Annotated in this window: 9 protein-coding genes; 4 read left to right on the forward strand and 5 right to left on the reverse strand. The window is 69.7% G+C overall.

Features of this window, described 5'->3' with window-relative positions:
- The first annotated feature begins 835 nt into the window (after positions 1–835).
- Positions 836–1,771: a pirin family protein gene (locus tag K7G19_RS16650; protein ID WP_226108224.1), complete on the forward strand. Its 936-nt coding sequence runs from the start codon at positions 836–838 to the stop codon at positions 1,769–1,771.
- 200 nt (positions 1,772–1,971) lie between these two features.
- Here the strand turns inward: K7G19_RS16650 and K7G19_RS16655 are convergent, their stop codons facing one another.
- From K7G19_RS16655 to K7G19_RS16675, 5 genes are all read right to left on the reverse strand, one after another.
- Positions 1,972–3,495: a tripartite tricarboxylate transporter permease gene (locus K7G19_RS16655; protein WP_226108226.1), complete on the reverse strand. Its 1,524-nt coding sequence runs from the start codon at positions 3,493–3,495 to the stop codon at positions 1,972–1,974.
- Positions 3,496–3,504: 9 nt separating this feature from the next.
- Positions 3,505–4,041 carry a tripartite tricarboxylate transporter TctB family protein gene (locus K7G19_RS16660; protein ID WP_226108228.1) on the reverse strand — a complete coding sequence of 179 codons (537 nt, stop codon included), beginning with the start codon at positions 4,039–4,041 and terminating at the stop codon, positions 3,505–3,507.
- A gap of 70 nt (positions 4,042–4,111) precedes the next feature.
- The gene (locus K7G19_RS16665) at positions 4,112–5,095 is read right to left on the reverse strand and encodes a tripartite tricarboxylate transporter substrate binding protein (protein WP_149318033.1); all 984 of its coding nucleotides are present in this window, start codon (positions 5,093–5,095) and stop codon (positions 4,112–4,114) included.
- A 257-nt stretch (positions 5,096–5,352) separates the two neighbouring features.
- On the reverse strand, positions 5,353–8,571 hold the full coding sequence (locus K7G19_RS16670) for an FAD-binding and (Fe-S)-binding domain-containing protein (RefSeq protein ID WP_370639564.1): 3,219 nt from the start codon (positions 8,569–8,571) through the stop codon (positions 5,353–5,355).
- A 15-nt stretch (positions 8,572–8,586) separates the two neighbouring features.
- On the reverse strand, positions 8,587–9,807 hold the full coding sequence (locus K7G19_RS16675; RefSeq protein WP_150084553.1) for an alanine--glyoxylate aminotransferase family protein: 1,221 nt from the start codon (positions 9,805–9,807) through the stop codon (positions 8,587–8,589).
- A gap of 185 nt (positions 9,808–9,992) precedes the next feature.
- On the opposite strand from K7G19_RS16675, the gene K7G19_RS16680 reads away from it, so the two are divergent.
- From K7G19_RS16680 to K7G19_RS16690, 3 genes are all read left to right on the forward strand, one after another.
- Positions 9,993–10,742 (forward strand): GntR family transcriptional regulator, encoded by a 750-nt coding sequence (locus K7G19_RS16680; protein WP_149317940.1) that lies wholly within the window; start codon positions 9,993–9,995, stop codon positions 10,740–10,742.
- A 385-nt stretch (positions 10,743–11,127) separates the two neighbouring features.
- Positions 11,128–12,708 carry an ABC transporter ATP-binding protein gene (locus tag K7G19_RS16685; RefSeq protein ID WP_226108230.1) on the forward strand — a complete coding sequence of 527 codons (1,581 nt, stop codon included), beginning with the start codon at positions 11,128–11,130 and terminating at the stop codon, positions 12,706–12,708.
- Positions 12,701–13,816 (forward strand): ABC transporter permease, encoded by a 1,116-nt coding sequence (locus tag K7G19_RS16690; protein WP_149317938.1) that lies wholly within the window; start codon positions 12,701–12,703, stop codon positions 13,814–13,816. Before K7G19_RS16685 ends, K7G19_RS16690 begins: the two co-directional genes overlap by 8 nt.
- Positions 13,817–13,835: the final 19 nt, after the last annotated feature.

Here is a 13,835-nt window from a genome sequence, read left to right on the forward strand (position 1 = left end):
AAGCCGGCCGGCGTCGCGATCGGCGGATCGACGACGGACGGCGACAAAAGCGCGGCGCGGCAAGGCGCGACGGCCGCGACGGCGGTCCATGAAGGGACGACGGCAACGGACCAGCGCAATGGCGGGACCCGATGGGGACATGCGCCATGGCGGCGGACCCGGCCGGGTCCAGGCTAGATTGGTGCTGTCCGCCATGACCGGCGGGATGCCGGCGGACGGACGGGGGGCGCCCATTGCCGCAAAAGGGGGGCGAGGCGATGGGAGCCCGGTGACGGACCGCGGGGCCGCCCGGAACGGGCGGGCGCCAGCGGCCCTGGCGCGGCGCTGCGGGTCGGTGCGACGGTCGGGCGACGGTGGACGCGGCGGCCAGCGGTGAGCCGGGCTACGCATGGACGGTCGCGGACGGTCGGTCAGACCTCGCAGGCCAGTGGCAGCGCAAAATTGAAGGTTCCGACGCGCCGCCGGATCAATCGGCCGTGGTCACGAATCGGCCGCGCCGAGCGCGAAGCTCAAGCGGCTAATTTGCAACAACGGATGGCAAAGAGGTCGCTATTCTAACCAACTTCAGCGATCTTGTCACCCCGGTCGGTATCGGGCGGCTTTCTGCCGTCATGTTGCGCCTTCCCGGCCAGTCAAAAACGGGCCTCGCCACGGCCTTTTCCCGAACTCCTGGCGTCCCGTCCGCGTTCCATCCGAGCTCACAAACGAGCTGCGATCGTCCCACCTACGGAACGCTCTTTTGTCCTTCGCCCGGCTACCGCTTTTCCGCCAAACCCTTACATTGACTGGGTAACGCGGCGCGAGGCGCCGCTCGCCAAGACACAGGAGATCCGACATGGACGACATCCGCAACCCGAACGACGCCACCACCATCCCGGCCACCGCCGGGGAATCGGTGCAGCGCACCCGCACCATCGACCGCGTGGTGCGCGGCATCGCCACCTCCGACGGCGCCGGCGTCAAGCTGACCCGCGTGCTGACGCAGAACCTGCAGCGCCGGCTGGACCCGTTCCTGATGCTCGACGCCTTCGGCACCGACCGGGCCGACGACTACATCGGCGGCTTTCCGGCCCACCCGCATCGCGGCTTCGAAACCATCACCTACATGCTGGCCGGCCGCATGCGCCATCGCGACAGCGCCGGCAACGAGGGCCTGCTGGAGAACGGCGGCGCGCAATGGATGGTGGCCGGCGCCGGCGTCGTGCATTCGGAGATGCCGGAGCAGCAGGACGGCCGCATGGAGGGCTTCCAGCTGTGGCTGAACCTGCCGGCCAGTGACAAGATGACGGCACCGTGGTACCGCGACCTGCCGGCCGCGGCGATCCCGACCGTCGCGCTGCCGGGCGGCGCGGTGGTGCGCGTGCTGGCCGGCGCCTCGCACGGCGTGCAGGGCGCGATGACCCGGCCCGTCACCGATCCGCTGTACCTGGACGTCGCGCTGCCGGCCGGGCAATCGTTCGCGCAGGCCCTGCCGGCCGGGCATAACGCCTTCGTCTACGTCTATCGGGGCGAGGTCAGCATCGGCGAGGGCGACGCGCTCGCCGCGCTCGACGCGCAGCGGATGGGCGTGCTGGCCAACGAGGCCGATGCCGACGGCGTGATCGTCAAGGCCACGCAGGATGCGCGCTTCCTGCTGATCGCCGGCAAGCCGCTGGGCGAGCCCATCGTGCAGTACGGGCCGTTCGTGATGAACAGCGAGGCGCAGATCCACCAGGCGCTGAGCGACTTCCGCGACGGGCGGTTCGAGGGGAAGGTGCAGAGCGCGGGGTAAGGCCGGCCCTCTCCCCGACCCTCTCCCGCAAGCGGGAGAGGGAGAACACCCACCGACCCGTGACATGCCGGGGTTTGCTCCCCTTTCCTGCTTGCGGGAGAGGGAGAACACCCGCCGACCCCTGACATGCCGCGGTTTTTTGCTCCCCTCTCCCGCTTGCGGGAGAGGGGCCGGGGGAGAGGGCAGACTTACACCGGCTCTTACCCGTTCCCCTCCACCGCCGCCACGCCCTTGCCCTTGCGCAGCCGCGCGCGCAGGTCGCCGATCATCGGCCAGATCAGCACCAGGATGGCCAGCGTCATGATGGTGCCCACCAGCCCGTTGGACCAGAAGATATCGAGCGAGCCGGACGAGACCAGCATGGTCTGCCGGAACGCGTCCTCGGCGCGGTCGCCGAGCACCAGCGCGAGCACCAGCGGCGCCAGCGGATAGTCGAGCTTCTTGAGCACATAGCCGATCACGCCGAAGCCCAGCATCAGCCAGACATCGAACAGCGCGTTGTTGACCGTATAGGCGCCGATCGCGCAGACCACCAGGATCAGCGGCGCGATGATCGAGAACGGGATGCGCAGGATCGCGGCGAACAGCGGCACCGTCGACAGCACCACCAGCAGCCCCACGATATTGCCCAGGTACATGCTGGCGATCAGCCCCCAGACGAACGGTCCCTGCTCCTGGAACAGCAGCGGCCCGGGCTGCAGGCCCCAGATCATCAGCCCGCCCAGCAGCACCGCGGCGGTCGCCGAGCCGGGAATGCCCAGCGCCAGCATCGGCAGCAGCGCGCTGGTGCCGGCCGCGTGCGCGGCGGTCTCGGGCGCGACCACGCCCTCGATATTGCCCTTGCCGAACGAGTCCGGATCGCGCGCCATCCGCTTGGCCACGCCATAGCCCATGAACGACGCCGCGGTGGCCCCGCCCGGCGTGATGCCGAGCCAGCAGCCGATCGCCGACGAGCGCAGCACCGTCATCCAGTAGCGCGGCAGCTCGGCCCAGGTGCGCAGCACCACCTTCAGGTCGATGCGCGCCTGCTTGCCGCGGAACGCCACGCCCTCCTCCATCGTCATCAGGATCTCGCTGATGCCGAACAGCCCGATCACCGCCACCAGGAAGTCGAAGCCGCGCAGCAGCTCGGTCGAGCCGAAGGTCATGCGCAGCGTGCCAGAGACCGTGTCCATGCCGACCGCCGCCAGCAGGAAGCCGACGCACATCGCGATCAGGATCTTGGGCTTGGACTCCTTGCCCATGCCGACGAAGCTGCAGAACGTCAGCAGATAGACGGCGAAATACTCGGGCGGCCCGAAGCGCAGCGCGAACTTCGCCACCAGCGGCGCCAGGCAGGTGATCAACAGCACGCCGGCCATCGCGCCCAGGCACGAGCCGGTGAAGGCCGAGGTCAGCGCCCGGCCCGCCTCGCCGCGCTGCGCCAGCGGGTAGCCATCGAACGTCGTCGCCACCGACCAGGCCTCGCCCGGGATATTGAACAGGATCGACGTGATCGCGCCGCCGAACAGCGCGCCCCAGTAGATGCAGGACAGCATGATGATGGCCGAGGTCGGATCCATCGAGAACGTCAGCGGCAGCAGGATCGCGACGCCGTTGGGGCCGCCCAGCCCGGGCAGCACGCCGACCACGATGCCGAGCAGGATGCCGACGAACATCAGGCCGACGTTCTGCCACGACAGCGCGACCGAGAAGCCGTGCATCAGCGCATTGAATTCCTCCATGGTGCTCTCCTAGAAGCCGAGCGCCGCTTCCAGCGGGCCCTTCGGCAGCGGCACCCGGAACTGGATCTCGAAGATCCAGAACAGCACCAGATTGATCCCCGCGCCCAGCAGCACCGCGCGCCACCATTCGGCCTTGCCCACCGCCATCATGAAGCCGGCGATGAAGATCGCCGACGCGACATAGATGCCGAGCCAGCCGATCAGCGCGACATAGACCGACAGCGGCAGCAGGATCACGCAGACCTGCCGCAATTGCTGCCAGCTGGCGAAGATCGCGTCGGCCGGCGTGCGCCAGGCCTGCCATGCCACGGCCACGCTGCACACCAGCACGATCGCGCCGACGCGCAGCGGAAAGTAGCCGGCCTCCGGGCCGTCCGCCGCCCAGCCCGCGCCGATGCGGTGGTTGCTCCAGATCACCACCACGGCGCCCGCCAGCAGCAGCGCGGCCACCACCAGCTCGACCGCGCGCAGCGACACGCCGCGTGCGTCGGCGTCCGCGTCCTTGTCGACGCCGGCGGCGGCCGCATGCTCTTGCTGTGTTTCCATCGAAAACTCTCCCAGTCGGTGCGCGCGGCGGCCCGCGTCGAGCCGTCCGCGCGTCATTGGCGGTGCCGGCTCAGCGCGCGGCCATGAAGCCCGCTTCCTTCAGGATGTCGCGGTGCGCGTTCTCGTCCCTGGCGAGGAAGTCCTCGAGCGCCTTGCCGGCGAGAAATTCGCTCTTGAGCGCATTGCGCTCCAGATACTCCTTCCACTCCGGCGTGGCGACGATCTTGCGCATCAGCTCCACGTAGTACTTCTGCTGATCGGGCGTGATGCCGCCGGGCATCATGAACACGCGCAGCATCTGGTACTGGACGTCGAGCCCCTGCTCCTTGCAGGTCGGCACGTCGCGCCAGCTCTGCGACTGGGTGACCTTGGTGGTGTAGCCCATCCGTTCCGGGGCGAACACGCACAGCGCGCGGTGCTCGCCGGCGCGCCACTGGCCGATCGATTCGGACGGGTTGTTGACGTTGGCGTCGATGTGCTTGCCCGACAGCTGCGTGGCCGCCTCGCCGCCGCCCTTGTACGGCACGTAGATGAACTTGGCGCCGGTCTTCTTCTGGATCAGCGTGGTGATGATCTGGTCCTCGCGCTTGGAGCTGGTCCCGCCCATCTTGACCTTGCCCGCGCCGGCCTTGGCGCCCTCGACGAATTCGGCGACGGTCTTGTACGGCGCTTCGGCATTGGTCCACAGCACGAACTCGTCCTGCGCGACCATCGCGATCGGCGTCAGGTCGCGCCAGCTGAACGGCAGGTGGCTGACCATCGGCACCGTGTACAGCGCGGACGAGGTCACCAGCAGCTTGTGCGGATTGCCCTGCGACGCCTTGGTGTCCATCAGGCCCTCGGCACCGCTGGCGCCGGCCTTGTTGACCACGATGACCGGCTGGCTCATCAGCTTGTGCTTGGCGATGATGCTCTGGATCGAGCGCGCCATCTGGTCGGACGCACCGCCCGCGCTGAACGGCACGACGATCTCGACCGGCTTGGTCGGCTCCCATGCCCACGCCGCGGCCGGCGCGCCGCCGATCGCGAGCGCGACGGCGCCGAACGCCAGCATCGAACGCTTGCCCTGCTTGCTGTGCTTGCTTTGCATTGCCTGTCTCCTCGTTGGAATGTCACATCGGTCCGCCGCGTGCCGGCCGTCGAGCGGCCTTGTCGCGGTCTGTGCGGCGGACGGGTCTGGCCCCGGCACGGCAACGGTGCCGGCCTGTCCTCCCTGTGCTGCTACTCTCTCCCTGCTGTCCCGCTCCCTGCTGTCCCGCTCCCTGCTGTCCCGCTCCTTGCTGTGCCATCCGTCTGCACGACCGGTCTGCGCTATCTGTCCTTCGCCGCGCCCGGCGCTGCACCGTCCGTCCGTTGCGCCAGCGCGGCCGCCAGCACCCGCGCCACGTGCCACGCCTGCGCGTGGGCGCCATCGGCGATCTGATGCCGGCAACTGGTGCCGTCGGCGACCACGATGGCGTCCTCCGCGCGCGCCCGCACCGCCGGCAGCAGCGACAGCTCGGCCATCGCCATCGAGGCCTCGTAGTGCTCGGCCTCGTAGCCGAAGCTGCCCGCCATGCCGCAGCACGACGAATTGACCGGCGACACCTTCAGCTCGGGAATCCAGCCCAGCACGGTCTGCACCGGCGTGAAGGCGTCGAAGGCCTTCTGGTGGCAGTGGCCGTGCACCAGCGCCTCGCGCTGCGGCAGCGGCTGCAGTGCCAGTTCCTTCAGGCTCAGGCGCCCCGCCTGGCGCTCGCGCACCAGGAATTCCTCGAACAGGAAGGCGCTCGCCGCCAGGCGCGCCGCCTCGTCGCCATAGCCATAGCCGAGGAATTCGTCGCGCAACGACAGCAGGCACGAGGGCTCGAGCCCGACGATGGGCACTCCGCGCACAATGAACGGCTGCACCGCGTCGAGCAGGCGCCGCGCCTCCTGGCGGGCCTGCTCGACCAGTCCCGCGGCGAGGAAGGTGCGGCCACAGCAGAGCGGACGCTCGCCCGGCCGCATCAGCGGATGCACGGTGTAGCCGGCCGCTTCGAGCACCGCCTGCGCGGCGCGCGCGTTCTCGGGCTCCATGTGGTTGTTAAAGGTGTCGACGAACAGCACCACCTCCCGGTTTCCCCCGGCGGCCGGGTCGTGCAACCGACCGTGCAACGGATCGTGCATCGAAGCGGCCAGGGAAGCGGTGTCCGTCGCAGCGCCGGCGCCGGCAGTGGCCGGGGTGGCATCGCCGCGGCCGGCACGCGCAATCGTCGACAGAAACGAACGCTGCCAGCGCGGCAGGCTGCGCTGCGGCGCGAAGCCGAGCGCGCGCCTGGCCCATGCCGACAGCAGGGGAATCCGGTCGGCCAGCGCCATCAGCGCGGGCATCCGGCTCGCCAGCGGCGCATAGCGCGGCATGAAGGCCACCAGCCGATCGCGCAGCGTCAGCCCGTGGCGCTGCGCCCACGCGTGTCGCGCCTCGATCTTGAGACGCGCCATGTCGACGCCGGTCGGGCAGTCGCGCTTGCAGCCCTTGCACGACACGCACAGGTCGAGCACCGCCTTGACGTCCTCGCTCGCCAGTCCTTCGTCGCCGAGCTGGCCCGATACCGCGAGCCGCAGCGTGTTGGCGCGGCCGCGCGTGACATGCTGCTCGTCGCGCGTGACGCGGTAGCTCGGGCACATGGTGCCGGCGTCGAACTTGCGGCAGTGGCCGTTGTTGTTGCACATCTCGACCGCGGCGGCGAGCCCGCCGGTGCGATCGTCGCCGCTGCCCGGCGGCGTTTCCTCGCCGCTCAGCGGATCGCGCCTGACGTTCCAGGCGGACCAGTCGAGCGCCGGCTGCAGCGGCAGCCGCTGGTAGCCCGGCGGAAAGCGGAACAGCTCGCGCGTGTCCATCTTCGGCGGCCGCACGATCTTGTCGGGGTTAAAGCGGTTGTCCGGATCGAACAGCGCCTTGATCTCGCCGAAGGCGGCATGGATGCGCGGGCCGTATTGCCAGGCCACCCACTCGCCGCGGCACAGGCCGTCGCCGTGCTCGCCCGAATAGGCGCCCTTGTACTCGCGCACCAGCGCGGCGGCCTCCTCGGCGATCGCACGCATCTTCGCAGCGCCGTCGCGGCGCATATCGAGGATCGGCCGCACGTGCAGCGTGCCGACGCTGGCGTGCGCATACCAGGTGCCCTCGGTGCCGTGGCGATGGAACACCTCGGTCAGCCGGCGCGTGTACTCGGCCAGGTGCGGCAGCGGCACCGCGCAGTCCTCGATGAAGGAGACCGGCTTGCCGTCGCCCTTCATGCTCATCATGATGTTCAGGCCGGCCTTGCGCACTTCCCACAGCGCCTTCTGCGCGCCGGCGTCCGGCATCTTGACCACCGAGCCGGGCAGGCCGAGATCGCCCATCAGCTCGCCCAGCGCATCGAGGTCGGCCCGCAGCGCGGCGGCATCCTCGCCGGCGAACTCGACCAGCAGGATCGCCTGCGGCTCGCCCCGCAGCGCCGACGCGATGACCGGGCGGAAGGCCGGGTTGGCCATCGACAGGTCGATCATCGTGCGGTCGACCAGCTCGACCGCGACCGGCGAGAGCCCGACGATATGCTGGGTCATTTCCATTGCCTGGTAGAAGGTCGGGAAATTGACCACGCCCAGCACCTTGTGCGTCGGCAGCGGCGCGAGCTTCAGCGTGATTTGCCGGCTGTAGGCCAGCGTGCCTTCGGAGCCGACCAGCAGGTGCGACAGGTTGGCGTGTCCGTCGTCGGTATAGGCGCGCGGATTCTGGCAGTCGAACAGGTCGATGTTGTAGCCCGCGACGCGGCGCAGCACCTTGGGCATGCGCTCGGCGATCTCGTCGCGCTCGCGCGTGGCGATCGCGCGCAGCTGCGCCAGCATCGCCTGCACGCGCGGATCGGTGGGCGCCTGCGCCAGCGAGCCGAAATGGCATTGCGCGCCGTCGGCCAGCACCGCGTCGATCGCCAGCACGTTGTGCACCATGTTGCCGTAGGCGAGCGAGCGCGAGCCGCAGGAGTTGTTGCCCGCCATGCCGCCGATCGTGCATTGCGCGCCGGTGGAGACGTCGACCGGGAACCACAGCCCGTGCGGCTTGAGCCAGGCGTTCAGGTGGTCGAGCACGATGCCGGGCTCGACCGTGACCGTGGCCGCGACCGGATCGAAGTCGATCACCTGGTTCAGCCACTTGCTGTTGTCGATCACCAGCGCCTCGCCGACGGTCTGGCCGCACTGGCTGGTGCCGGCGCCGCGCGCCAGCACCGGCGCATGCGCGTCGCGTGCGATCTCCAGCGCCAGCAGCAGATCGCGCTGGTCGCGCGGCACCACCACGCCGACCGGCATGATCTGGTAGATCGACGCGTCGGTGGCATAGCGGCCGCGGCTGGCGCGGTCGAACAGCACGTCGCCGCGCAGCTCGCGCTTGAGCCGCGCCGCCAGCGGCGAGCCGGGCCCGCCCTCGGAGCGGACGAAGTGCAGCGGCCTGACGAGCGGCGCCGCGGGCAATGGTGACGCCAACGAAGGGACCGACGTGGAGGCCAGGCGCGTGGACAGATCCGTCATCGCAGCTCCATCCGCTCAGGCGGCGGCCTTCAGCGCCGGCGTATCGGCATGCGACGTCAGGTACTCCATCGCCGCGGCCACGCCGCTGCCCTGCAGCGGCACGCCCGACAGCTTCAGTCCCATCTCGCAGCCCGACAGCGTCGCCATCAGCGTCAGGTCGTTGCAGTCGCCAAGATGGCCGATACGGAACATCTTGCCGCGCATCTTGCCCAGCGCCTGGCCCAGCGACATGTTGAAGCGTTCGTAGATGCGCTTGCGCACCGCGTCGGCGTCGACGCCCTCGGGCATCATCACGCCGGTCAGCACCGGGCTGTAGACCGCCGGATCGGCGCACTGGATCTCCAGGCCCCAGGCGCGCACCGCGCGGCGGGTCGCCTCGCCCAGGCGCTGATGGCGCGCGAACACATTGTCCAGCCCCTCCTCCAGGATCATGTCGAGCGCCTCGGACAGGCCGTACAGCAGGTTGGTGTTCGGCGTGTACGGCCAGTAGCCGTTCTTGTTGGCCTCGATGATCTCGTCCCAGCGCCAGAAGCTGCGCGGCATGCGCGCTGCCTTGCTGGCGGCGATGGCCTTTGGCGACAGCGCGTTGAAGCTGATGCCCGGCGGCAGCATCAGGCCCTTCTGCGAGCCCGACACCGTCACGTCCACGCCCCACTCGTCGTGCCGATAGTCGGCCGAGGCCAGGCCCGAGATCGTATCGACCATCAGCAACGCCGGATGGCCGGCCGCATCGATCGCGCGGCGCACCGCGGCGATGTCGGAGGTCACGCCGGTCGAGGTCTCGTTGTGGACCACGCAGACCGCGCGGATCCGATGGCCGCTGTCCTCGCGCAGCCGCGCCTCGATCATGTCGGGCTGCACGCCCCGCCGCCATCCCTCGATGCCCGGCAGGCCGAGGAATTCCGGCTGCAGGCCCAGCGACTCGGCCATCGACTTCCACAGCGTGGCGAAATGCCCGGTCTCGTACATCAGCACGGTGTCGCCCGGGCTGGTGGTGTTCGACAGCGCGGCCTCCCAGGCCCCGGTGCCCGAGGCGGGATAGATGATCACCGGGTGCTCGGTCTTGAAGATCTTGCGGATGTCGGCCAGCACCTTGCGCCCGAGCGCCCCGAATTCCGGCCCGCGATGGTCGATGGTCGGATAGCTGATTGCACGCAGGATGCGATCCGGTACCGGGCTCGGTCCCGGGATCTGCAGGAAGTGGCGGCCGGCGGGGTGGAAATCGAGCGAGATCATGGGCGGGTGCCTCCTTGTTGAATTTTGAATTCAAAATACTCTAGCAGCCGGCCCCGGCGATCCCAAGCGGAAATTGCCCCGCGAGCGCGCTCGTTTACCCGGATTGCCGGCGCCATGCGGGCTGCGGGACAGTTCCACGCGACTGTGCGCTAGAATGGCCGGGACATCACGGATAAGGACTTTGAATGCAAAATTCCGCCGAAGGGGAACCGCTGCCCGACAGCGGCGCCACCCCGCTGCTGCCCCGGCTGGAGCGCCAGCGCCTGCACGACACCGTGGTCGAGCACCTGCGCAAGTTCATCACCGAGGGCGTGCTCAAGCCCGGCATGAAGCTCAACGAGCGCGAGCTGTGCGAGACGCTGGGGATTTCGCGCACGCCGCTGCGCGAGGCGTTCAAGGTGCTGGCCGCCGAGAACCTGATCGAGATCTCGCCGAACCGCGGCGCCAGCGTGTCGCGCATGACCGAGGCCGAGATCTGGGAGACCTTCGAGCTGATGGCCGGACTGGAAGCGTTTGCCGGCGAACTGGCCTGCGAGCGCATCACGCCGGCCGAGCTGGCGCAGATCAAGGCGCTGCATTACGCGATGCTGGCCTGCCGCGCGCAGAACGATCTCTCCGGCTACTACAGCCGCAACCAGGAGATCCACGACCGCATCAACGCGGCCGCGCGCAATGGCGTGCTGCGCCAGACCTATCTGTCGATCAACCGCCGGCTCAAGGCGCTGCGCTTCCGCTCCAACCAGCAGACCCAGAAATGGGACCGCGCGGTGCAGGACCACGAGGCCATGATCCAGGCGCTGGAAGCGCGCGACGGCAAGCGCCTCGCCGCGATCCTGCGCCAGCATCTGCTGGAGAAGCGCGAGGCGGTGATGCAGGGCTCGCTGGCGGCCGCCACGCCCGCCGAGGGCACGAACGCCCCGGCTTCGGCGGCCTGAGCGCCTGCCTGCCATCGCGGCCCGCGCTCGCCGGGCCTTGCCTGGCTCTGCCTTGCGCGCGCGCGGCGCAGCACGCGCCGCCGCTGGCCCGTTCCCTGCGCCCGCACCCGGCATGCGACTTGCAACCGTCCGCCATCCGTTGCGGGGCCTGCATCGGCGGCCAGATCGGCCGTTCCGGGACCCGCGCACTTATATAATCCCGACCTGATAACAGGCATTACGCTTCCGTGATGACGCGGCAAGGCGCGCCGGCCATGCTGGCCCACGCCTTGCCGCTGTTCACTGCTGATCGCTGCCGCCGCGCCGTGACGCCGCTTCCCTGCGGATTGCCCCGGTGCCGCGCAGCGCCGACGGACGAAGCCGCCTCATAACCAGAGCCGCCTCAGTGACATCCAACTTCCCCCCCAGGCTGGCGCTTGCCCATATCGTCAAGCGCTATCCCGGCGTGACCGCCAACGACGACGTCTCGCTGACCGTCGCCCCCGGTGAAATCCATGCCGTGCTCGGCGAGAACGGCGCCGGCAAGTCGACCCTGATGAAGATCATCTTCGGCGCGGTCAAGCCCGACGCCGGCCAGATGCACTTCAACGGCGCGCCGGTGGTCATCGACAGCCCGCACGACGCCCGCGATCTGGGCATTGCGATGGTGTTCCAGCATTTCTCGCTGTTCGACACGCTGACTGTGACCGAGAACATCGCGCTCGGCCTGCCGGCCGCGCAGCGCGGCGGCACCTCGATGAAGGCGCTGGCCGCGCGCATCCGCGAGACGGCCGCGCGCTACGGCCTGCCGCTCGAGCCCGAGCGCCATGTGCATACGCTGTCGGTGGGCGAGCGCCAGCGCGTCGAGATCGTGCGCGCGCTGCTGGCGCGGCCGCAATTGCTGATCCTCGACGAACCCACCTCGGTGCTGACGCCGCAGGCGGTGCAGACGCTGTTCGTCACGCTGCGCCAGCTCGCCGACGAAGGCACCAGCATCCTCTACATCAGCCACAAGCTCGACGAGATCCGCGCGCTGTGCCATCGCGCCACCGTGATGCGGATGGGCCGGGTCACCGGCGTCTGCGATCCGCGCCAGGAAAGCGCGGCCTCGCTGTCGCGCATGATGATCGGCGGCGAGCCGCCGCGCGAGGCGCGCGTGGCCACGCCGCGCGGCGCGCTGCGGCTGGCGGTGCGCGAGCTGTCGCTGCCGCGCGCGCACGCCTTCGCCACCGCGCTCGACGGCATCGCGCTGGACCTGCATGCCGGCGAGATCGTCGGCATCGCCGGCGTGTCCGGCAACGGCCAGCAGGAACTGCTGGCGGCGCTGTCCGGCGAGGACACGCGCGCCGCGCGCGACGCGATCGCGCTCGACGGCAAGCCGGTTGGCCGGCTCGACGCGCGCGCACGGCGGCGCGCGGGCCTGGCCTTCGTGCCCGAGGAGCGGCTGGGCCGCGGCGCGGTGCCCGGCATGAGCCTGGCCGACAATACGCTGCTGTCGCACCAGGACCCGCCCTATGTGCGGCGCGGCCTGGTCTCGCCGAAGGCGGCGGCCGGGCTCGCGGCCGCGATCATCCAGCGCTTTCGCGTCAAGGCAGGCGGCCCGGACGCGCTGGCGCGCAGCCTGTCGGGCGGCAACCTGCAGAAGTTCATCGTGGGCCGCGAGATCGAGAGCGGCCCAGGCGTGCTGATCGTCGCGCAGCCGACCTGGGGCGTCGACGTCGGCGCCGCCGCGCAGATCCACAACGAGCTGCTGGCGCTGAAGGCAACCGGCTGCGCGATCCTGGTCGTCTCGGAGGAGCTCGACGAGCTGTTCGCGATCTGCGACCGGTTGCACGTGATCGCCAAGGGGCGGCTGTCGCCGTCGATTCCGGTGGAAGACGCCACGCGCGAACAGATCGGCCTGTGGATGAGCGGGCTGTGGCAAGGCGGACCGGGCGGCCACGACGAAGGCCGGCATGACGTCGCGGAGGCACGCGTCCATGGCTAAATCGCTCGGCTTCGTCTTTCCCCTGTCGCTGGCCCCGCGCGGCCTGCCCTCGCGCCCGATGGCCTATGCCTCGCCGGTGATCGCGCTGGCACTGACCCTCGCTTTCGGCGCGCTGCTGTTCGTGCTGCTCGGCAAGGACCCGATGGCCGCGCTGAAGGTCTTCCTCGTCGATCCCGTCAAGGACAAGCGCGCGCTCGGCGAGGTGCTGCTGAAAACCGTGCCGCTGGTGCTGTGTGCGCTCGGGCTGTCGGTCTGCTACCGGGCCAACGTCTGGAACATCGGCGCCGAGGGACAGCTGATCCTCGGGGGCATCTTCGCCGCGGCGACGGTGCTGTGGTTCGATGTGCCGGGCCACCAGGCGAGCGCCACGAGCGGCACGGCCGTGCTGGTGCTGGCCTCGCTCGCCGGCATCGCCGGCGGCATGCTGTGGGCCGGCATCACCGCGCTGCTGCGCGACCGCTTCAACGCCAACGAGATCCTGGTCTCGCTGATGCTGACCTATATCGCGCAGCAGCTGATCCTCTACGTGGTCAACGGCCCGCTGAAGGATCCGCAGGGCATGAATTTCCCGCAGTCCAAGGTGTTCTCGTCCGAGTTCCTGCTGCCCAACCTGATGTCGGGCTCGCGGCTGCATGCCGGCTTCGTCGTGATGCTGGTGCTGGTGGCGGTGATGACGGTGTTCCTGTTCCGCAGCTTCGCCGGCTACCGGCTGCAGGTCGGCGGCACCGCGCCGTCCGCGGCGCGCTACGCCGGCTTCTCGGCGCGCGCCTCGCTGTGGATGGCGCTGCTGATCTCGGGCGGCTTTGCCGGGCTGGCCGGGGCCTTCGAGGTGGTGGGACCGATCGGCCAGCTGCTGCCTTCGATCTCGCCGGGCTATGGCTTCACCGCGATCATCGTCGCCTTCGTCGGCCGGCTGCATCCGGTCGGCGCGGTGTTCGGCGGCATCGTGATGTCGCTGTTCTATATCGGCGGCGAGATGGCGCAATCGCGCCTGGGCCTGCCGTCGGCCATCGGCTGGGTGTTCCAGGGGATGCTGCTGTTCTTCCTGCTCGCCTGCGACAGCCTGATCGACCACCGCCTGCGCTGGCGCGCGGCGGCCGTCCGATAGTCCCCCGGCCCCCCACCGA

The sequence above is a fragment of the Cupriavidus sp. DB3 genome (assembly GCF_020418465.1).
GTDB lineage: Bacteria > Pseudomonadota > Gammaproteobacteria > Burkholderiales > Burkholderiaceae > Cupriavidus > Cupriavidus cauae.